This is a genomic window from Sphingobacteriales bacterium (assembly GCA_016706405.1).
Taxonomy (GTDB): Bacteria; Bacteroidota; Bacteroidia; order Chitinophagales; family UBA2359; genus BJ6.
In genome coordinates, this window is record JADJJT010000002.1 from 923,493 (window position 1) to 943,613 (window position 20,121).

Genomic DNA, 20,121 nt, shown 5'->3' on the forward strand with positions numbered 1-20,121 from the left:
ATTTTTGATCAAGTAATACAAACGATACCAGATTTGGCGGCAAAAAGTTGACTTAAAATTTTACTCCGGATGATTAGGAGCGGTATCGGTACTATGGGCTTCTGAAATAATATCAGCTTGTTTTTTGCGCATACGGATATTAAGCAACTCAACGGCCAACGAAAAGAAAATAGCAAAGTAAATATAGCCTTTTGGTACTTCTTGGTGGTGTAAACTGTGCAAACCCTCGAACACTAACATAAAGCCTATTAGCAACAAGAAAGCCAAAGCCAATACTTTCATGCTTGGGTGGCGGTTTATAAATTCGGCAATACTGTCTGCAAAAATAATCATAACGACCATAGAAATTACAACGGCAATAATCATAATCGTAACATTTTGTACTAAACCTACGGCAGTTAAAATTGAGTCGAACGAAAACACAATGTCAAGCATAACAATTTGAAATATTACGCTATTAAAGCTAAGCTTACGCTGCCGTGCTTGTGGGTGGTGCTCTTCGCCTTCAATTTTTTGGTGTATTTCGTTGGTTGATTTGTACAATAAAAAAATGCCCCCTAAAAATAAAATAATATCGCGCCAAGACATAGCTAAATGGGCATCGTTTGCAATAGGAATGTGCACATTAAAAACAGGTTCTTTTAAACTTACAATCCAAGAAATACTAAATAATAATCCAATTCTTATTGCCAAAGCCAAAACTAAACCAATACGCCTTGCATTTGATTGTTGGCTTTTAGGCAGACGCCCCGACAAGATGGACAAAAACACTAAATTGTCTATGCCCAATACAATTTCCATAAAGGTTAGGGTAATTAAACTAATTAAGCCTGCGCTTGTAAGTATTTCGGCCATAAATAAATATAAATAGTAATAAGTGTTGGTAAATAAAAGGAATTAAACTAAGCAAAAAATTTGGAGAGGGGCAAAATTAGCAATAAATTTACAAAAACAGGGTAACTGCCTTATTTTTTCCGAAATTTGCCCTTCTAAAACACTACGGCTACCGTAACACCATGGACAAAATTAAGATGCAAAAAGATAAATTGCTAAAAGGTATAGCTGCGTTATTGTTATTTACAATGATATGTGTGCCGTTAAAGGCGCAACGCTACGGCACTTGTGTTGGGCTTAGGGGGGGCAACAATGGCGTAGGAATAACAGTACAACATAGGGTTTTGCCCCGTACCACCATCGAACCTATTTTGAATTTTAATCTAAATTCAGCTTCCTTAACTGTTTTACCACAGTACCATATACCCATTATAGGCAAGTGGTTTAACTATTATGTAGGTGCGGGGCCACACTTGGGTTATAATTACACTTTGGGTTTTTATGGGGGGGCGACTGCTATTGCCGGCCTTGAATGGAAACTTCCCATTCTGCGCATTCAATTCTCGTTTGATGTAAAACCGGCTTTCCACCTATATCATCCGGATAATAAATATATCGGATGGCATACCGGGGTTTCATTGAGGTATGTTGCCATTAGCCACCGCGATTTAAAAAAACAAGAACGCGCCAACCGCCGCGCTAACCGGAAAGGTATTTTTAAATGGTGGCTATTTTGATGAACGGTTAAAAAATTATGCTTTATTACCTTTTTTATTTGTATTTTTGTTGCCGGTTTTGTATATATAAAAATTTAATTGCAAGCCAAATATTATTTATACACTGATAATTATATGCAAGTTGTAAATTATTTAAACAATACGCTTACAAGCTTGTATTGTTATTTACAAGTATTAAGCCCCCGCGATTATAGTACACCCTTACCCATTTTAATGGGGGCAAGTATAGGGCAACACACCCGCCATATTGTTGAGTTTTGCCAATGCTTGTTGCAACAATATCCACAAAAACAGGTTAGCTACGACCTTAGGCAGCGCAATTTACACCTCGAAAACGACCCAAGCTATGCTTTAAATGCTATAGCCCAAGTTTGTGAGCAAATTGCTTCTTTGGGCGATGATAAAGAGAACACGCTAAACAGCGAACTGGTGCTGATTTCGCATTTTCATCCGGATAACCCCGACGAGTTTATACATACGCCCACCACTTTAATTCGCGAATTGGTGTATAATTTAGAACACGCTATTCATCACATGGCTATCATCCGGATTGGCCTAAATACAATAGCTCCTTCGCTAACCGTACCCGATGCGTTTGGTATTGCCCCAACCACTATTCATTATCAACATCAAAATCGCCTTCAAAATAACACTAACGCTAATATTGGCAGCTAACAGCAACAAGAAGCAACAAACGCCACAAACATTAAATAATAGCAATGTGTACGGTAACATATTTGCCGCTTAATGGCCCTGCTCATTTTATTTTAACTAACAACCGAGACGAAGCCCCTCATCGTCACGCTTCGGTATTGTTTTATAACGGCGACACGCAGCTTGCCTACCCCCGCGAGCCTATTGCCGGCGGCACTTGGTTAGTTTTGTCGGCACAACGCCGTTTGGTATGTTTGCTCAATGGTGCCGATTTTGCCCACAAACGCCAAACACCTTACCGCAAAAGCAGAGGCCTGGTACTACTCGATGCTATGCAATTTGCCACCCTTGACGATTTTGCCTCGGGTTACCAACTTAAAGGCATTGAACCGTTTAGTTTAATAATTTTTGAAAACAACCAATTAGCTTTGCTGCGCTGGAATGGCCATTTTGCAACCCTAAAACCGCTTAATGCAAATCAACCCGAAATTTGGTCCTCATCAACCTTGTACCCAACCCATATAGCCAGCGAACGGCAACAATGGTTTGACCATTTTTTAAGCCATCAGCAACAAGCGCCGCCTACTGCTGCCCAAATTTTGCAGTTTCACCGCACGGCAGGCAGCCACGACCCCCAAAATGCTTTGGTTATGAACCGCAACAATATAGTCCAAACAATTAGTATTAGCCAGATAGAAGTACAACAACACAGCGCCATTTTTACCTATTTTGATTTGGTTGACAATAGCCAGCAACGCATCCGGATGGAATTTGAACCACAACCTCGGTAAAAAATCACTCTTATTTAACCACAACCTTTATTTTGTCTCAGCATATAAAACCAGTTTGGTATATACGGCTTACCCAATGGGAGTTTTGGCCGTTTTTTATGGTTTACCCTTTTGTAATGGTGTACTGGCTTTGGTGCAGTTTAAAAGCAAGGTCGTTGTTTTATTTTACGGCAGCCAACCCAAATATTGAAACGGGTGGTATTTTTGGCGAGTCGAAAAGTAAAATATTAGCCCAGTTACCCGCCCATTTACAGCCCGCCATTGTTTTGGTAAAAGCGAGGCAAAATTGGCATCTTACCGCGCAAGGCATAGCGCAAAAAGGCATTAGCTACCCCTTAATTGCCAAGCCCGATGTAGGCTGCCGGGGTTTATTGGTGCAAGTTATACAAAACGAAGCCCAATTACAAGCGTACCTTAATAAATATCCGGAAATGGATGTAATAGTGCAAGCCTATGTGTTACATCCCATAGAAGCCGGTATATTTTGTTGTGTCCAACCGAACTCTTCCTCGACTACGGTAGTAACATCGGTAACCTTAAAATCATTTATGAGCGTTACCGGAGATGGCAAAAGCAATATCAGGCAATTAATGGCAAATAACATCCACACCTCAATGCAATTAAGCCGTTTTGAAACCCATTATCCGGATGTTTTGGCGCAAATACCCTTTGATGGGCAAACTATTCTGCTCGAGCCTGTTGGCAATCATTGCAGGGGCACTAAATTTATAAACGGCAACTATTTAATTACACCGCAAATGCACCATGCGTTTACCCAGATTATGCAAACCTTGCCGGGCATGTATTACGTGCGTTTCGATTTGAGATGCCCTAGCTTAGATGATTTGGCAGCGGGGCGGAACTTACAAATTTTAGAAATTAATGGTGTCGGAGCCGAGCCAGCCCACATCTATCAATCCGGATACCCCTATTGGGCAGCCCAGCGCGATTTATTGTATCATTGGAAATTAGTTTACCAAATTGCCCGGCACAATCACCGAAGTAAAGCAATACCTTACTATACATTTGGCGAGCTTAAAAAATATTGGAAAACGCAGAAACGATACCAATCTTATGCCGATAAATAAATTTATTCGTTAGCCCAGCTTGTTATTTGAGGCAAATTTTGTAAAAGCATACAATTAAAATGTTTTTTAGGGCAAGCTGAATAACCCAATTTTGAACAAGGTCGGCAGGGCAAACCGGCAACCTCCGAAATTTGGTAGAGGTGCTGTTCTGCTTCCGGATAATAAGGGTACATACCAAAACCTGGCACTGTATTACCCCAAATTGTAAACATTGGCTTTTTAAAAGCTGCCGCAATATGCATCAGGCCGGTATCGTGGGTAATTACTTTATGGGCCTGGCGCAAAACCGATGCCGATTGATGTAAATTTAAAATACCGCAGGCATTAAAGATGGCTAAATTGGCATTTTTTGCACACGCCTGTACAATGGCTTGTGCAGTAGGCATCTCGGCTTTGCCGCCTAAAAGCACAGTAGGTAGTTTTATTGTATTACACAAGGCAATGAGTTGCGCCGTAAGAAGTGCTTTTGTGGCGTAAGTTGCCCCTAATACCAAGGCAATATAAGGCTGCTTTTCTGTTTGTTGAAAAAAAACTTGTAAATCAATTTCGTTATTAGGATCAATAAAAAAATCTAAGCCAGCGTGGTCGTTTTTGATACCAAGCCCTGCCACTGCCTCAAAATACCTGTCCACAATATGTAAATTTGGCATTTTATTGATTTTAAAATTAACCAATAGCCATTTTTCAATATTTAATTTTGGAAACGATTTGCTGGGTTTTGTCAAGGCATTTTTAATAATAAATGTCCGCTGATTGTGGTGCAAATCAACAACAAAATCGAATTGGTGCTGCCGTAAACTGCAAATATGTTCCCATAACGAATCATCCAAACAATGTACTTTGTATATATATGGGTTAGCGCTATGTATTATTGCAAAACCCTGCTTGGTAGCCACATGTATTTCGCAATTGGGTAATTGCTGATACAAGCAGCGCAAAACAGGACTGGTTAGAACAATATCGCCAATGGCACTATAACGCAGTACTAATATTTTAGGCACTTGTTTATTTATCCGGATGAAAATTAGGTTTTAGCCTCATCAGGAAGCTATTTTGCGAAATGCTACTTTTAATCTTCGTTTAAAAACGGGTAGCGAAAATCGGTAGGCGGTACAAAATTTTCTTTTATTACCCTTGGCGAAACCCAGCGAATTAAATTAAGGTACGAGCCAGCCTTGTCGTTTGTTCCACTGGCGCGTGCGCCGCCAAAGGGCTGTTGGTTTACAACGGCTCCGGTAGGTTTGTCGTTAATATAAAAATTACCGGCGGCATGGCGCAACACTTTACTGGCGTGTTCAATTGCTTTGCGGTCAGTGGCTAAAAATGCGCCCGTTAAGGCATACGGCGAGGTGTTGTTTACCAACTGTAGGGTTTCGTTATATTTGTTTTCGTCATAAACATATACAGTTAAAACTGGACCAAAAATCTCTTCGCACATAGTTGTATAATGCGGGTTATTGGTTAAAATTACAGTTGGCTCAATAAAATATCCGGTGCTTTTGTTGTAGTTGCCACCAATAATTACATCGGCGCCGCTGGCTTGGTGGGCATCGTCAATATATTTTGTAATACTGTTGAACGATTTTTCGTCAATAACGGCATTAATAAAATTGCCAAAATTTTCGACTGTACCCATTTTGAAAGCTGCTATATCTTCTGCCATTTTCCGGATGATTTCCTTGTGCATGTTCGAGGGTAAATATGCCCTTGATGCTGCTGAACATTTTTGCCCTTGATACTCAAAGGCGCCGCGGCTTAAGGCGGTAGCTACTTCGGCGGGGTTGGCCGATGGGTGTGCAAACACAAAATCCTTTCCGCCTGTTTCGCCTACAATGCGTGGATACGATTTATAATTGCTTATGTTTTGCCCAATGGTGCGCCACATATATTGAAACGTGCCGGTTGAGCCGGTAAAGTGAATGCCGGCAAACTCCGGATGCGCAAAACAAGCAGCACCAACATCGGGGCCGGGCGCAAAAACCAAATTAATAACGCCATCGGGCAGTCCAGCAGTTCTAAACACTTCCATTATAACTTGGGCTGAAAAAATTTGGGTTTCGGCGGGCTTCCAAACTACGGTATTACCCATCATGGCGGGCGATGAGGGCAAATTACCCGCAATAGCTGTAAAATTGAAAGGCGTAATAGCTACTACAAACCCCTCTAAGGGGCGGTATTCCATCCGGTTCCACACACCGGGCGACGAACCTGGCTGGTTTTGGTAAATTTGTTCGGCATAATGGGCGTTAAAGCGCAAAAAGTCGGCTAACTCGCAAGCCGAGTCAATTTCGGCCTGAAAAGCATTTTTAGATTGCCCCAGCATGGTTGCAGCGTTAATTCGGGCGCGGTAGGGGCCGGCAATTAGCTCGGCGGCTTTTAAAAATATGGCAATTCTGTGTTCCCAAGCCATGTCCTCCCAATCGGGTTTAGCGGCTAAGGCAGCCTCAATAGCTTGTTGCACATGGGTGGCATTACCTTTGTAAAAATGGCCTAAAATGTGGGCATGTTCGTGAGGGGGGCGCATGGCAACCAAATTGTCGGTGGTAATTTGTTTGCCGCCAATATACATCGGAACAGTAATTTGTTGGGCTTTGGCAGCGGCAAGGGCAGCCTTTAATTGCTGGCGCTCGGGGGTATTGGGCGCATAGGTTAAAACTGGCTCGTTGGTAGGCAACGGCACCGAAAACACACCTTTAGGCATAGATAAGATAATAAAAAGTAAGAAGAAAGGGTTTCAACCAAACTAAAACAATAAAACATTTTCCGGATATAAAAGCGTTTTACATCCGGAAAATGTATAAATTAAGAATAAAATATAGTTTCTACTACAATTAGTTCTATCATCACGCAAAATTAGCAAAAAAACTGCAATCGTCTATTTTTCTAATTTGCTTTTCATATTAAGCAAGGTATAAAAGGGCACGTCTGTCATGGTCATGTTTGCCGCCCAAGCAGGTACCGAGCCGCCCGAGTCGCTGACGGCCTGATAAACTACATCGGTGGTTGTGGCATTAACCGGGGTAAGTTTCCAATAACCGTCTAATTTTTTTATCCGGATGCGATTGGATTTTTCTGGAATTTCGTTTGGGGCGCATGATAAGGCTATTGTTATTGTGCCGCTGGCATCTGTAGTGGCAAGGCAATGGCTTATTAAATCTCGGTCGGTAATTGGCCAGGGGGCATCGGTAACGGTATAAACATAATGTTCATATTTACTAACTTGCCTTACTAGTTTGCTTTCGGGGCAAGTGTGCATCCAAGTGTGATAGCTGTCAAAATCTTGTAGCAAGGCCAAACACGCATCGCTATCAGTATTTATACGTACTGTGCCTTTAAAAGCTTTTAACGAGTAGCCCGGCATTACTTTAGTATAAACTTTAATCCCCTTTTGGTTTTTAACAAGTTCCCAATCAGGCTTTATTGCTTGTGGGGTTTCGGCCGGCAAATAATAGGGGGTGGCAAAACTATTTAACAGCCAAACGAAAATAACTACAAATAAATTTAGCATAATAAAAAGGTTTAGGTTATGAATAAGTTGTTCTTATTGATATTAACTTTGATAACAGATAGAATTTAAAGTTGTTGTCTTTACTTTGACATTTCTGTTTTTTTATGGTTTAGTACTCACACAGTTTTTTTACGAAAATAAATTCTATTTTTTCCTTAGCTCAAAAATTATCCGGACTTTTGCCTTTAACTCAGTTCAACCATTAGGACTTAAAATTAAAATCACCTTAAATCAATACATGAAAAATCGCAACACTATTTTAGCTCTTATTTTTTTGGGTACAATTACTTTGTTCTTGCACGTTTTGGTGCACGAGTTTACTATTGCAATACCGTCTAAGGTGTTGACCCTTTTTAGGTGGGCAACCATCGGTTCGATAGCTTATTGGACGTATTTGCGCCGTGCACTTACCGGATGGATTTTGTTTAGCATGGTGCTGGGTATTGAGTTGGGATATAGTTTTCCGGATTTTTCGCAGCATTTGAATGTTTGCAACAAGGTTTTTATCAGGCTCATCAAAACTATAATTGCGCCCTTACTTTTTGGAACCTTGGTAGTGGGTATTGCCGGCCACAGTAATATAAAACAAGTAGGGCGTATGGGCTGGAAGTCGTTATTGTATTTTGAAATTGTTACAACTATTGCCTTGTTTATTGGTTTGGCAGCGATTAATATAACTGGTGCCGGATTGGGTATAGCCAAAAAAGAAGTTGAAACAACAACGCTAATGCCAGCCAGCCAGTTAACGGTAAAATTAGATACAACAAAAAATACCTTTCAGCTACTAAACGGCGATAAAGCGTTAAGCCCCATGCCAGTACCCGTAAAACAAAAATGGGAGGAGGTTGTACTGCATATATTTCCTGAAAACGCTGCAAAAATGATTTACGATGGGCAGGTTTTACAAATTGTGATATTTAGTATTTTATTCGGAATAGCCTTGTTGTTTGTACGCGCCGACCACCGAAAAACCATGCTTCATTGGGCCGAAAGCCTTACCGAGGTCATGTTTAAATTTACTGCTTTTATTATGTATTTTGCCCCTGTTGCTGTTGGAGCAGCTATGGCTTATACAGTTGGCCACATGGGATTAGGCGTGCTTAAAAATTTATTTTTATTGGTGGCAACTTTATATATCGCGTTGTTGGCATTTATTTTTGGCGTTTTGTTGCCCGTAGCGCTAATTTTTAAAATTGATTTTTTACGCCTATTGCGCACTATTGCCGAACCTGTTTCGTTGGCATTTGCTACTACAAGCAGCGAGGCAGCCTTACCCAAGGCTATGAATGCGATGGAAAAATTTGGTGTACCACGAAAAATTATTGCTTTTGTTTTGCCAATGGGTTATAGTTTTAACCTCGATGGCACAACCCTTTACCTTTCGTTGGCAACCATTTTTGTGGCACAAGCTGCTGGCATTGACCTTAGTTTGGGGCAACAATTACTAATTTTATTAACTTTAATGCTTACAAGCAAAGGGGTGGCTGGCGTGCCAAGAGCCTCGCTTGTAATATTATTTGGCACGGCTGCATCGTTTGGCCTGCCCGAGTGGCCTATTTACCTCATTATGGGTATTGACGAGCTAATGGACATGGCGCGAACATCGGTTAACGTGATAGGTAATTGCTTAGCAAGTGCCGTTATTGCTCGCTCGGAGGGCGAATTAGCCGCGCCCGACTTAGCAGCCTCACCCAATGACCAGCAAAATGAAACTAACCAAGTTTGAGCCTGACCTTTTAGTAATGCAACTTTTAAACTCCGGAAAATTATAAACTTAATTGTTAATTGATTTTTTGCGCCAAAGGCTACCGCTTTTAATTGTGATTTTTTCTAAATTATAGATCCCCATTAATGCATCCATTTGCTTTTCGGCGGCGCTAAAACTGCTGTTGGTTAGCAGCGACCACTCTTTGGCAGTATAACTGTTATACATTTTCCATAAATCATCGGGTAAGGGTTGAGCTGAGCCGGGTTGGGCTGCTGCATCCGGATAAAGTTTAAAAATGGCTTGTTCAAAAGTTTCGTACGGGCGTGCACCGTAAACCGTTACTTGTTCCTCAAAATTATTGCTAAAAAATAAAGTTGGAAAACCCCTTGCGCCCATTTTTTGAGCTAAATGTAAATCGTTTTCAAATAATTGTTTAGCAGCCCCCAAAGTATAGTCGGCTTTAAATTGTTCGATGTTGAGTTTGGCTTTTGAAGCGGCATCTAATAAATGCTCCAATTTTGTGATATTCTTTTTTTCAACAAACACCATTTCGCGAATGATGCGCATAAACAGTAGTGCTTTATCCGGATTTTGAAGTTGTGCCGCCTTAAAAGCTATCGAAGGCGGGTACGACGAGGGCAGTGGGTCGGCAAGCCAAACTCCGCCATCAATGGGCATTTGGTAATGCAGGGCAACTTCGTCCCAATGTTGTGCTACGTTTGCTGGCTCCGAAATTCCGCCGCTATTATACACCTCCCACGAAGGCAAAAGTCCACCCATACAGTATTCAATATGTATTAAATGCCCATATTGAAGTTTTAATTTGCGCAGTTGCGCCTCAATACCCCAGCAAGACGAGCAAATGGGGTCGGTAAAATAAATAATACGAATGGGTTTAGAGGCAGGTAATAATTCATTTGAATTTTGTTCGGCGGTCATTTGGCTTTTTTCGGTTAAATACGGTATGGCACAAACACCGGTATCGGGGTCGCAAAGCAAAGGGTTGCTACTATTTTTTGTATTTTTATTTTGTAACATGGTTGTTGTTTTAATTTTGTTTTGACATTGATAGAAAGTTAAAACCAGTATAAGGAAAATAAAAAAGTGTAAAGTAGTTTTCATGCGGTTGGTAAATTTAAAAGCCAAGGTAAAGCATAAAATTTATCCGGATAAAATTAGATTATGATATTTGCTTATTTTTAAAAAACTAAACATGGTGTTTATTTTGTCTCATTTAATCCGGATAAATTAGGCGGTGCCCACCACAATAAAGCCACAAGAAATGGCATTACAACCACTTTGTAGCGAATAGTTGTTCCTATATTATCATTAATTAAGCCTATAAACCATAAATAGCTTACCACAAAGAACAAACTTAGTAAGCCTAAGTTTTTAAGCGGCGCATAATTACCCGCTATCCCTCGGTAAATACCAATGGCTAAGAGCAAAACAGTTTCAAAAAAGGCTATTAAAGCAAAGGGGTTTTTAATATCATTCCAAAGTGGGCGTAACCCTGCGTTTAACAAGGCAGCAAAACTGTTGCCTAATAGCTGCAAAGGGTTTTGTTGCATCAAATTAACGGCAATATCGGCATTTCCGTGGTTATAGACTACAAAATACCATTGCAAAAACCGCAATTCTTTCCATATTTTTAGGGCTAAGGGGTGTTGGCTGTTGGCTGTAAGTAGCAGTAAAGCGAAACCAAAGCCGTAAACAAGTACAAATATTATAGTTTGTTTTTGTGGCCATTTAATTGTAAATACCATCAGCAGACAGGGTAAAAGAACAAACGGCAAAACATAATTGCGTATTAACCATTGACCGATACAACCTATTAGCAGCAAAATAATAGCTTTTGTTTTGGGATAATGGGACTTAAAAAATAATAAATGGCACCCAGATACAATGCAACAAATACTGGCAATAGTAAGCGCATCTTTATGAAGGCCGGCGCCCCAAAAAGCAATTGAAGGACTTAAAAACAGTGTAACAAAAAATAATTTATATTGAGTATATAGAGCAAAAATGTGGTAAAATAAACGCAACGCCCAAAACGATATGGCCCCCCAAAACAAACCCATTACAATATAACTGCCTCCGGCAAAAAAATAAAAGGCGGCAACTAAACGCACCATCATATATGACCTTGCATCGCTCCAAGATGAAATTTCGGGCAGGAGTTGATTTAAAACGGGGTCGCTGGTAGTTTGTGCATTTGGGCCTAACAACATGCGCCAAAATCCGGATGGATGTGTTTCGAGCAAGCTAAATATTCGTTTTCCCTCTATAAAATATTGAAACGTATCGGCTTTATTTAAAAAATACCAATGTATTAGGCCATAGCTTAATGCACCAAGCAGGTGTAGCCATAATGCAGCAAACCACCAGTATTTAGGTAGGTTTATAGTAGGCGGCACTGAATTAGTTCTTTTTAGCTGCCAGCCTAAGAGGATGGTGAACAACGCAAAATAAAATATAAGCAATAAAATTTCGAGCATACTTTTTTAGCGCAATCAATTATTTTAGTTGTAAAACAAAAAAACCACATCACAAAAGTAATGTGGTAAAAAAAAAGAAAAAAAAACTTATTAATTTGGTTGACTGGGAGCGGCAAAACTTAGTTGCGGCTTATAATTAATCGGCTACGGTAAATTTTTTGATTTTCGCGGTATAGAAATACAAAATACATACCCGGCTCAAGGCTGTTAACATTTAGACGAGTTGAGTTTCCTTCGATATTTTGTACTTCGTAAACTTTGTTACCTATTAAGTCAAAGACTTCAACTGAATGGGTTAAGCCCAACGGGTTTTCAAATTTAATTATACTATATGTGTTGCAAGGGTTGGGTGCAAGTGTAACATTGGGGCTACCATTAACCACTACATTGGCAGTAGCCATTTCTGGTCCTAATTTATTATTAGCAGCCTCGGCACTTATTGATATTAAGGTAACAAATAAAAAAGAAAGTATAAGTGTAAATAGATATTTCATAAAATTATTTTGGTTGGTGTAATTAGTTTAATACAATATGGGTAATAATTTTAGATTTATAGTTGTTAAAAGAACGAGTAAAGTGATAAATGCAAACAGTTATTTGTTTTATGATTAAGGCAACAATCTTGCCAAAAAAATGAAATCATTACAATTAAGTACAAACTTACAGCACAAAAAGTTTTGATTGTATTGTTACTTAATTTTATTTAACAAATTGTTGTCAAAACTGTCAATAAATAGCAAAGGCTCATAAACCTTATTGTCATTTATTTATTGTATTATTACTTGCAAAGTACGCAAATATTTTTTTATTAGGCAAGTTTTTTTTAATTTTTATTTTTCTATGTTTGTATTTATAAGCAAAATTGCCGCCTTCCTTACATTTTTAGCTGCTTTTAATGGCGTAATAGCTCAAAATGCCACCTGGTTTATAGACCAAGAGTTGCGTTTGCAGTTTTTTAATTCCGGAAAAACCACCCCAATTACGCATCATAAAGTTAATAATATTTTAACCGGCGGCGATTTTTTTATTTACACTTCGCCCATCGAAAATATTATTCGGGTTTGGCAAGACACAACGTATATTTTGCACCGTTTTGCCACCAGCGAAATAAAAACTACCCGATACCTTACTTTAGACAACACAAACAATATTTTATCAGTAATTTATGACGATGTTAAGCAGCCCCTTAGCCTTGGAATTCCCAGTACCGACGGCGAACTTAGGTACGCCTTAGCAGATAGTGTTTTAGCTTGGGTTGATTATGACGGCTATTTTAAAATTTTTTATAACAGCGAGGTAAGTATTGAAGGACGGTATCCTATTATTCAGTTTGATGCCAACTATGCAAGCGTGTTTTGGCTTACCGAAAATGATGCTCTTTTTATTTGGAAAAATGGCCAGGAAATTGAAATTGATAACAATGCATCGGAGTATTTTATACCCGGAGATAATTTTGTTGCTTACAAAAACAAGGCAAACGATTTTATTATTTGGGATGCCGGCAACACAACCTTAGCCGAAGAAAACTGGCACAACTCGTTTGAAGTTGGCAAAAATATAGCCGCTTGGGTTGCCTACGACAACTCGTTTAAACTTTACGCCAACAACCAAATTACCGAACTATTGCCCGTTGCACCGCGCAGTTTTACTATTGTTGACAATACCCTCATTTTTATTGACGATTTAGGCTTTTTTAATATTTGGTACCAAGGAAAAAATTACAAAGTTGCCCCCTATACACCTACCTCTTTTAAATGCGATTTTGAAGGAGTAGTGGCTTTTACTGACAATGACGGCCGTTTGCATTGCTTTTATGAAGGAGATATACGGCAGATTTCAAACTTAGTGCTTAGCACCAACGCCGAACAAACAAAGTACAACCCCCAAATAGCCCAAAATTACAACGTAACAGGCCGCGTTATTGTGTATTATACCCAAAACGGATTGCCAAATATCTATTGGAACAAACAAAATTACTAACTGAAAGCAGAGAAAAGGGCGCAAACTTTGTTCCATTATTTGTTTCCGGAAATAGATTGGCAAGCAAGTCTTTCTGGAATGTCTTTTTAACTTCAACTATTTGAACAGGACTGTTTAGGTAATAAATCCGGATAAAAAAAAATTTTTTCCGGAAAAGGAACTATTTACCTGCTGTTATCGTTATTAATCTAAAATAATATCAAAATAATATCAAAATACATTTAAAACAATTAAAAATGAACTCAAAAGAAACGCTAACTCGCCCCATTTCGGGCTTTATGGGCTTATTGCTATTGGCAATATTATTAGGCTTAACTATTTATGCTGCAACTGGCTTGCTATCAATTAACCCAATATTAGGTGTTGTTGTTGCAATTATATCTGGGCTTTGTTTTTTAATAGCCATGGCCGGCTTTTTAGTGCTCGACCCAAACGAATCGAGTGTTTTAACCTTGTTTGGCGACTATGTTGGCTCGGTGCGCGACAACGGATTTTTTTGGACTAACCCGTTCTATACTAAAAAACGCATCTCATTGCGCGCCCGCAACCTCGAAACCAAACCTATAAAAGTGAACGACAAATTGGGCAACCCCATACTAATTAGTGCCGTGGTGGTATGGCGTGTTTTAGATACCTATAAAAGTGCTTTTGAAGTTGACCACTACGAGCGATTTGTTGAAATACAGACTGAATCGGCATTGCGCAAATTGGCCGGAAGTTTTTCCTACGATTCGTTTGACGACCACGACAGAGAAACCTCATTGCGCTCTGGCGGAGAAGAGGTAAACCATTTGTTAGAACACGAAATGCAAGAGCGCTTAGGCATTGCCGGAATCCAAATTGTTGAAGCCCGGATTAGCAACTTAGCCTATGCCCCCGAAATTGCCCACGCTATGTTACAACGACAACAAGCAACTGCCGTAATTGCCGCCCGCAAACGTATTGTTGAAGGCGCAGTCAGCATGGTCGAAATGGCACTGCACGAACTTGGCACTAAAGAAATTGTCCACTTAGACGAAGACAAAAAAGCCACTATGGTAAGCAATTTGTTGGTAGTACTTTGCTCAGACAATGCCGCCCAACCAGTTGTAAATGCTGGCTCAATTTATTAACAAAATGCCCTTAACCCTTGGCTAAAACTAAAGCGAAACGGATATTTGTTTGCTCTTGGGCAAAAGAAAAATGAACAAAACGCAATCGTATTTTTTCGCTTTGGTTTTTTTAATTTATTTATTATAACTAACTTGTTTGTACTATGGAAAAGAAAAAAACATTTGCCTTGCGCGTAGATGCTCAACTGCTCAATGCAGTTGAGCGCTGGGCTGCCGATGAGTTTAGAAGTGCCAATGGACAATTAGAGTGGATAATACGAGAAATGTTAAAACAAAAAGGCCGGTTGCCAGCCAATATCAACTCCCAACAACAACAAGAAGTACAAAAACCTGAACCGCCTTTTGATAATATGCCCGAAAAGGAGTAATTATTGCTATTGCCAATAATTAGTTAGCAATTTGCGTCCATGCAATCAGCGCTGATGCTATTTTTAAGTTTAATCAAACAGAAGTTGCCCTATATATAACCGATGAGGGCTTTGCTTTGGCATCAGTAATGCTTTTGCCTCGCACAGCCCCCATCGTTCGACAGCCTAAATCTAATGGTTCAGGCAATTAATAATTTAATTTGTTCTTTTCTCTGGGTTCTATTTTAAAGCCTCATGTTGTGCTTTAAACTCACCCGATTTTTTAAGGTCGCCTTTAATTGCCCAAATTTCTTTTAATGCAATTAAGGTACTGGCATCTTTATTGTTAACATTGTAGGCTTGCTCAAAAAATGGCAATGCTTTGTTAAAAAGTGCATCGCGCTCGGCCTTTAGGGCATCATATTTTTTCTGGTCTCTAAAATCAACATTATTCATTTCAGTATTTTTTTCAGTGGCTTGGTTGTAGTACAAAGTGCCCAAATTATAGAGTGCATCAAAATACTTTGGATCAATTTCAAGCGATTTTTGATAGCTTTCAACAGCTTTGTCGTTTAATTTTTTACTGTCGTAAGCTGTGGCAAGGGCAAAATGTAAACTTGCATTTTTTGGGTCAAGTTTTATGGCTTCTTCCATTTTTTGAATTGCTTCGTCTTGCTTTCCATTTTTTAATAAGAAGTTTACCTCTTCGATCGCCAAATTTTTATCATCTGGAAACATTTCGCGACCTTGTTTTAAAATGGCATTTGCTTTGGCATCATCTCCTTCGGCCCTGTAAATGTTTGACAAAGAAAGGAAAACGGCTACATCTTTGTATTTTACGTCCATTAACTGATGATATAATTTTTTTGCTTCGTCTTTCATTCCGGCATTATCGGCGCAAAGGGCGGCAGCGTAAATAGTTGTCGTATCAATAGCCCCCGATTTGGTTTTTTTGGCATCCAAATCGCCTATTTCAAGCACTTTTATAAAATGATTATAGCCTTCTTTATAATTAGCTGCTTTATAAAAATCAAATCCGGCCTCGTATAATACACCGGTTATTCTAAACAAGCCATTTTCAATTTCGTCGGTAAAACGGCCCTTGTCGTCTAAAGATTTTGATTTTTTAAAAGCGTTGTAGGCCTCAAGGGCGGCACCCTGCTGTTTTTTTAACGCTAATTCGGTATAAATTTGACCTTTGTATAAAAAAGCTTTCGCGCTCGATTTGCCCTTAACGGTGTCCTCACCTTTGGTTTTCATTTTGTTAATGGCGTCGTCTATAGCTGTTTTGGCTTTGTTTAGGTAGTCATCTTCTTTGTAGCTTATGTAATTGTTAAGGTAGGTGTAGGCACTCATTACGTCACTTGATTGGGCAAAACCTGCCGAAGTGCTAAGGAATAATAAAAGCAAAAATGCAAATAAATTATTTTTTTTCATGTTAAAATTGGTTTTAATAAAATAAGGCTAACCTTTTACTTTTCTTTGGATGTTTATGTTGTTAAAGCGTTTAATAACACTTCTTGATATTCTATAGTTTATATAGTGCAAAGTTAGGCATTTTTATTGGCAGTTATAAGAATTGAGCTTGTAATTGCCAGATATGCAGCTATTTAATTAAGGATGATACGGCCTAATAAAAGTAGGAGGGCGCATTGTTCTTGCTGTGCTTTTTTAAAAATAGTTAACATAGCCTAAATGTATTTTTCCGGATTTAAACGTGGGCGAGGCGGGCAATATACTGCCAACTGCGTAACTGAGGCCAAAAATGCCGGCTTTTGTCGGAAAAGTAAATCCCAAACCTGTGGCAAATGTAAAATCGGCAAAAGCAGCATCCGGATTAGTTTTTTGCAAAGCTACTTTATTAGTTCGCCAAAGATAGCCGCCATCAGCAAACAAAAAAATATAGGTTTCGGCACTCCACAAAAAACGGGCTTCAAGGGTTGCTATTTGGTAGTTGGCAGTTAAAAATGCATCTTCGTTAAATCCCCTAAATAACTTATTGCCTCCTATTCTGAAAAGTTCGTTTTCCGAAGGCTCAAAAGCGGCCAAATAACCGCCGGCCCCTTGGGTTTTAATAGTCATTCGCTTGCTTAACGGCCAAAATTTAGCCAACGAGTAGTGCAATCGCCATTGCCTGTTTTGCGTGTTGAGTTGGTTGTATGCCTCTGTTAAATTAATGCCAGCTTCGTTGCCGGCGGCAATAATGGCTGTATTTTGTTTTAGTTTGCGGGTTCCGGTGGCTAATTGTAGCATTATTTGCCACCCTTTAAGCGGGTTAAGCCTAAAATCGAGGGCTTCGTAATTGGCTTCAAAACCATAAAACAAGTGTTGCTGGTCTAAATTGGAAGGCAGTGTTTTGTTTGTTTTTATCCAGTTGGTATTGACCGATAATAAGGTGGTTGTTTTGTTTTCAATAAAACCTTTTATCCAGTTATTTCCGGATAAAATATATTGCAAACTGCCGTAAATTGTTAGGTCGCGGTACAAGGTATCGCGCAAGTATAAATCGAATTTTACGTTAGCACCCAACGGAACAACCGGCAAGTAAGGATATTGTGTTTGAATCATTAATTGCGAAGTTTTTCCCGGATATTGTTTAAACTGCAACTGCCATAATTCGCCCCCGTTAAATGCGTTTAGCAATAATAGTTCGCCCTCGCCGGTAAGTGCATAGCGCTTTTGGCCGTTGATGGCATTAGCTTGTGGGTTTGGCAATACGCCTAATAATAAATTAAACCGACTTGCCTTTTGTGCATCGGCATAAAAATCAATATAGGCTTTATCGGCGGCAAATCTGATTTGAGGAGGTTGTGTTGGTTTGGCAAAAGCCAGTTCGCGCAACCTATTGCTGGCATTATGTAGTTGAGCTTCGCTGTATGGTCTTCCTTTTTTAAGGTTTAAGTAGCGCGCTAAATAGGTTTTGTTTAACCTTGCCGAGCCAAAAACGGTAAAACTATCTAATACAATATAGTTGTTGGCTTTAAATTGGTAATAAGCGGTTGCACGATGTGGTTTTTTTATGGTTAAACTATCAAAAATCACTTCGGCAAAGGGGTAGCCATTGTTTTCGGCGGCTTGTAACAGGGCTTTTGGGTGGGTTAATAACGGTGCTTGTGGCAGGTTTTTGTTGCTGCTTAATTGTTTGTTTAGTTTGGCAGTATCGGCTAAAAAGGGTAGGGTAGGGGGGGGTGAATTATTTTTTGATGCAACTATTTGATTCCACGCATAACGCGGGCCAATATAGGTATAGGCCGCTAAGATTTTTTCATTTTCGTTCCTTGGTTTTAAACTGAAACTATCTATTGAAAATGCCCACCATCCGGAATTGCGCAAGCTATTAGCCCAGTCAAACAAAGCTGTTTTACAACTTGTTTCATCCGGAAAAAAACGCGGTAAATTTTTCCATACTAAGGTTTTGCTTATTGCGGTCGAGTCGTTAATTTCGCTATCGATAATAATTATTTGTAACTGTATATTATTGGTTTGTGCCTTTGCAGTAATTGCTGGGAATAGACTTAGAATCAAAAAAGCAAAACACAACCTATACAAAGTCATAAAACAATTATTTTTTTGACTAAGCAAGGTTTTTTTTATCCGGATGAAAATTTGAAAAAGCGGAGGTTTCATTGTTAGGCATCTATAAAGTAGGGCAAACTATTTTTAGTAGCAAGCATTAATTTAGGTTTTTTAATATGGTTTGGGCAATACTTAAACAAGAGGTAGCTGCTGGCGAAGGTGCATTTAAAACATGAATACCTAAGCGGTGTGGCAGTAAACAAAAATCGCTTAAAAGATTACCTTTAGCATCGCAGGCTTGCGCCCTAATACCCGATGGGGCAGGCAGTAAGTCGGCGGTTTGCAGGTTAGGTACTAATTGTTGAATGGCCTTGGTAAAAGCTGTTTTGTACAACGAGCGGTACATTTCGGTTAGCCCCATGCGCCAATGTTGTTTTACTATACGCCTAAATCCGGGCCAGGTAATAGTATTTATAGTTTCGTTTAAGTTTAAATGCCTCCAATGGTATGCTTCGCGGCCAAGCGCCCACACTGCACTGGGGCCGGCACTCACGCTGCCGTCAATATGTTTGGTTAGGTGAACCCCCAAAAATGGAAACTCCGGGTCGGGAACAGGGTAAATGAGGTTGTTTATTAATGCTGTTTTGTTAGGTTTCAAATGGTAATATTCGCCTCTGAAAGGAATAATTCGCAGGGGTAAGTTTAGATTTAGCGTAGCTGCCAGGGTATCGGAATAAAGTCCGGCACAGTTTACAAATCTTTTGGCTTGGTAAGTTTTACTTGGGGTAACCAACTCAATACAGTTATTATAGGCGTTTTCGCGCAGTAATTTAACCTCGGCACTCAAATGGATATTGCCATTTTTTTCTTGAATAATAGTTGCAAGTTTGGCACAAACTTCCGAAAAACTAACAACGCCTGTTTGTGGCACGTGAATACCCGCTAATCCGGCACAATGAGGTTCGTATTGTAATATTTGGGCTTGAGTTAGCATTTTAATGCCCTTTAGGCCATTATCAACCCCTCTTTGGTAAAGAGTTTGCAGTTGTCCTAATTGTGTAGGTTTAGTAGCTACAATAATTTTTCCGCAAATACGGTGTGGTATTTCGTACTGACGACAAAACGGCAATAAAAGTTGGTAGCCGTGCAAACAATTTTGAGCCTTTAAACTTCCGGATGGGTAATAAATGCCCGAGTGTATAACACCGCTGTTTCGGGCTGTTTGATGTTGGGCTACCTTGGGTTCTTTGTCAAAAATGGCAATTTTCCAACATGGGTATTGTTGTTGGGCAAGGTAGGCAGTAGCTAAACCAATGATGCCCCCTCCAATAATGGCTAAATCGAACAA

18 protein-coding genes are annotated in these 20,121 nt (G+C 39.5%); 8 read left to right on the plus strand and 10 right to left on the minus strand.

What is annotated here, in order from left to right; genetic code table 11:
• Window positions 1–60: 60 nt before the first annotated feature.
• Window positions 61–855 (minus strand): TerC family protein, encoded by a 795-nt coding sequence (locus IPI59_10005; GenBank protein ID MBK7527864.1) that lies wholly within the window; start codon window positions 853–855, stop codon window positions 61–63.
• 161 nt (window positions 856–1,016) lie between these two features.
• On the opposite strand from IPI59_10005, the gene IPI59_10010 reads away from it, so the two are divergent.
• The 4 genes from IPI59_10010 (at window position 1,017) to IPI59_10025 (ending at window position 4,104) form a co-directional block, all read left to right on the plus strand.
• On the plus strand, window positions 1,017–1,571 hold the full coding sequence (locus IPI59_10010) for a hypothetical protein (protein MBK7527865.1): 555 nt from the start codon (window positions 1,017–1,019) through the stop codon (window positions 1,569–1,571).
• Window positions 1,572–1,685: 114 nt separating this feature from the next.
• Window positions 1,686–2,246, plus strand: a complete 561-nt coding sequence (locus IPI59_10015; protein ID MBK7527866.1) for a hypothetical protein — start codon at window positions 1,686–1,688, stop codon at window positions 2,244–2,246.
• A 44-nt stretch (window positions 2,247–2,290) separates the two neighbouring features.
• A complete protein-coding gene (locus IPI59_10020) occupies window positions 2,291–3,016 on the plus strand; it encodes an NRDE family protein (GenBank protein MBK7527867.1) in 726 nt (241 codons plus the stop codon).
• Between the two features lie 32 nt (window positions 3,017–3,048).
• Complete coding sequence (locus IPI59_10025) at window positions 3,049–4,104, plus strand: hypothetical protein (GenBank protein MBK7527868.1); 1,056 nt, start codon at window positions 3,049–3,051, stop codon at window positions 4,102–4,104.
• 2 nt (window positions 4,105–4,106) lie between these two features.
• On the opposite strand, the gene IPI59_10030 is transcribed toward IPI59_10025, so the two are convergent.
• The 3 genes from IPI59_10030 to IPI59_10040 all read right to left on the minus strand — a co-directional run bounded on the left by IPI59_10030 (window position 4,107) and on the right by IPI59_10040 (window position 7,612).
• Window positions 4,107–5,105, minus strand: coding sequence for a glycosyltransferase family 9 protein (locus IPI59_10030; protein MBK7527869.1), 999 nt, complete (start codon window positions 5,103–5,105; stop codon window positions 4,107–4,109).
• A gap of 68 nt (window positions 5,106–5,173) precedes the next feature.
• On the minus strand, window positions 5,174–6,805 hold the full coding sequence (pruA, locus tag IPI59_10035) for an L-glutamate gamma-semialdehyde dehydrogenase (GenBank protein MBK7527870.1): 1,632 nt from the start codon (window positions 6,803–6,805) through the stop codon (window positions 5,174–5,176).
• A gap of 174 nt (window positions 6,806–6,979) precedes the next feature.
• The gene (locus tag IPI59_10040) at window positions 6,980–7,612 is read right to left on the minus strand and encodes an START domain-containing protein (GenBank protein ID MBK7527871.1); all 633 of its coding nucleotides are present in this window, start codon (window positions 7,610–7,612) and stop codon (window positions 6,980–6,982) included.
• 238 nt (window positions 7,613–7,850) lie between these two features.
• On the opposite strand from IPI59_10040, the gene IPI59_10045 reads away from it, so the two are divergent.
• Window positions 7,851–9,338, plus strand: a complete 1,488-nt coding sequence (locus tag IPI59_10045) for a cation:dicarboxylase symporter family transporter (GenBank protein ID MBK7527872.1) — start codon at window positions 7,851–7,853, stop codon at window positions 9,336–9,338.
• A gap of 48 nt (window positions 9,339–9,386) precedes the next feature.
• Here IPI59_10045 and IPI59_10050 read toward each other — a convergent pair whose 3' ends face one another.
• From IPI59_10050 to IPI59_10060, 3 genes are all read right to left on the minus strand, one after another.
• Window positions 9,387–10,358 (minus strand): DsbA family protein, encoded by a 972-nt coding sequence (locus IPI59_10050; protein ID MBK7527873.1) that lies wholly within the window; start codon window positions 10,356–10,358, stop codon window positions 9,387–9,389.
• A gap of 182 nt (window positions 10,359–10,540) precedes the next feature.
• Window positions 10,541–11,818, minus strand: coding sequence for a hypothetical protein (locus IPI59_10055; protein MBK7527874.1), 1,278 nt, complete (start codon window positions 11,816–11,818; stop codon window positions 10,541–10,543).
• Window positions 11,819–11,937: 119 nt separating this feature from the next.
• Window positions 11,938–12,312 (minus strand): T9SS type A sorting domain-containing protein, encoded by a 375-nt coding sequence (locus IPI59_10060; protein MBK7527875.1) that lies wholly within the window; start codon window positions 12,310–12,312, stop codon window positions 11,938–11,940.
• 346 nt (window positions 12,313–12,658) lie between these two features.
• Here IPI59_10060 and IPI59_10065 point away from each other — a divergent pair, with 346 nt between their 5' ends.
• From IPI59_10065 to IPI59_10075, 3 genes are all read left to right on the plus strand, one after another.
• A complete protein-coding gene (locus IPI59_10065; protein MBK7527876.1) occupies window positions 12,659–13,798 on the plus strand; it encodes a hypothetical protein in 1,140 nt (379 codons plus the stop codon).
• A 236-nt stretch (window positions 13,799–14,034) separates the two neighbouring features.
• Window positions 14,035–14,910 (plus strand): SPFH domain-containing protein, encoded by an 876-nt coding sequence (locus IPI59_10070; protein ID MBK7527877.1) that lies wholly within the window; start codon window positions 14,035–14,037, stop codon window positions 14,908–14,910.
• Between the two features lie 143 nt (window positions 14,911–15,053).
• Entirely contained in the window at window positions 15,054–15,278 is a 225-nt protein-coding gene (locus tag IPI59_10075; GenBank protein MBK7527878.1) for a hypothetical protein, read from the plus strand.
• 219 nt (window positions 15,279–15,497) lie between these two features.
• Here the strand turns inward: IPI59_10075 and IPI59_10080 are convergent, their stop codons facing one another.
• From IPI59_10080 to lhgO, 3 genes are all read right to left on the minus strand, one after another.
• A complete protein-coding gene (locus IPI59_10080) occupies window positions 15,498–16,694 on the minus strand; it encodes a tetratricopeptide repeat protein (GenBank protein MBK7527879.1) in 1,197 nt (398 codons plus the stop codon).
• 234 nt (window positions 16,695–16,928) lie between these two features.
• The gene (locus IPI59_10085) at window positions 16,929–18,884 is read right to left on the minus strand and encodes a BamA/TamA family outer membrane protein (protein ID MBK7527880.1); all 1,956 of its coding nucleotides are present in this window, start codon (window positions 18,882–18,884) and stop codon (window positions 16,929–16,931) included.
• 46 nt (window positions 18,885–18,930) lie between these two features.
• Complete coding sequence (gene lhgO / locus IPI59_10090; GenBank protein MBK7527881.1) at window positions 18,931–20,121, minus strand: L-2-hydroxyglutarate oxidase; 1,191 nt, start codon at window positions 20,119–20,121, stop codon at window positions 18,931–18,933.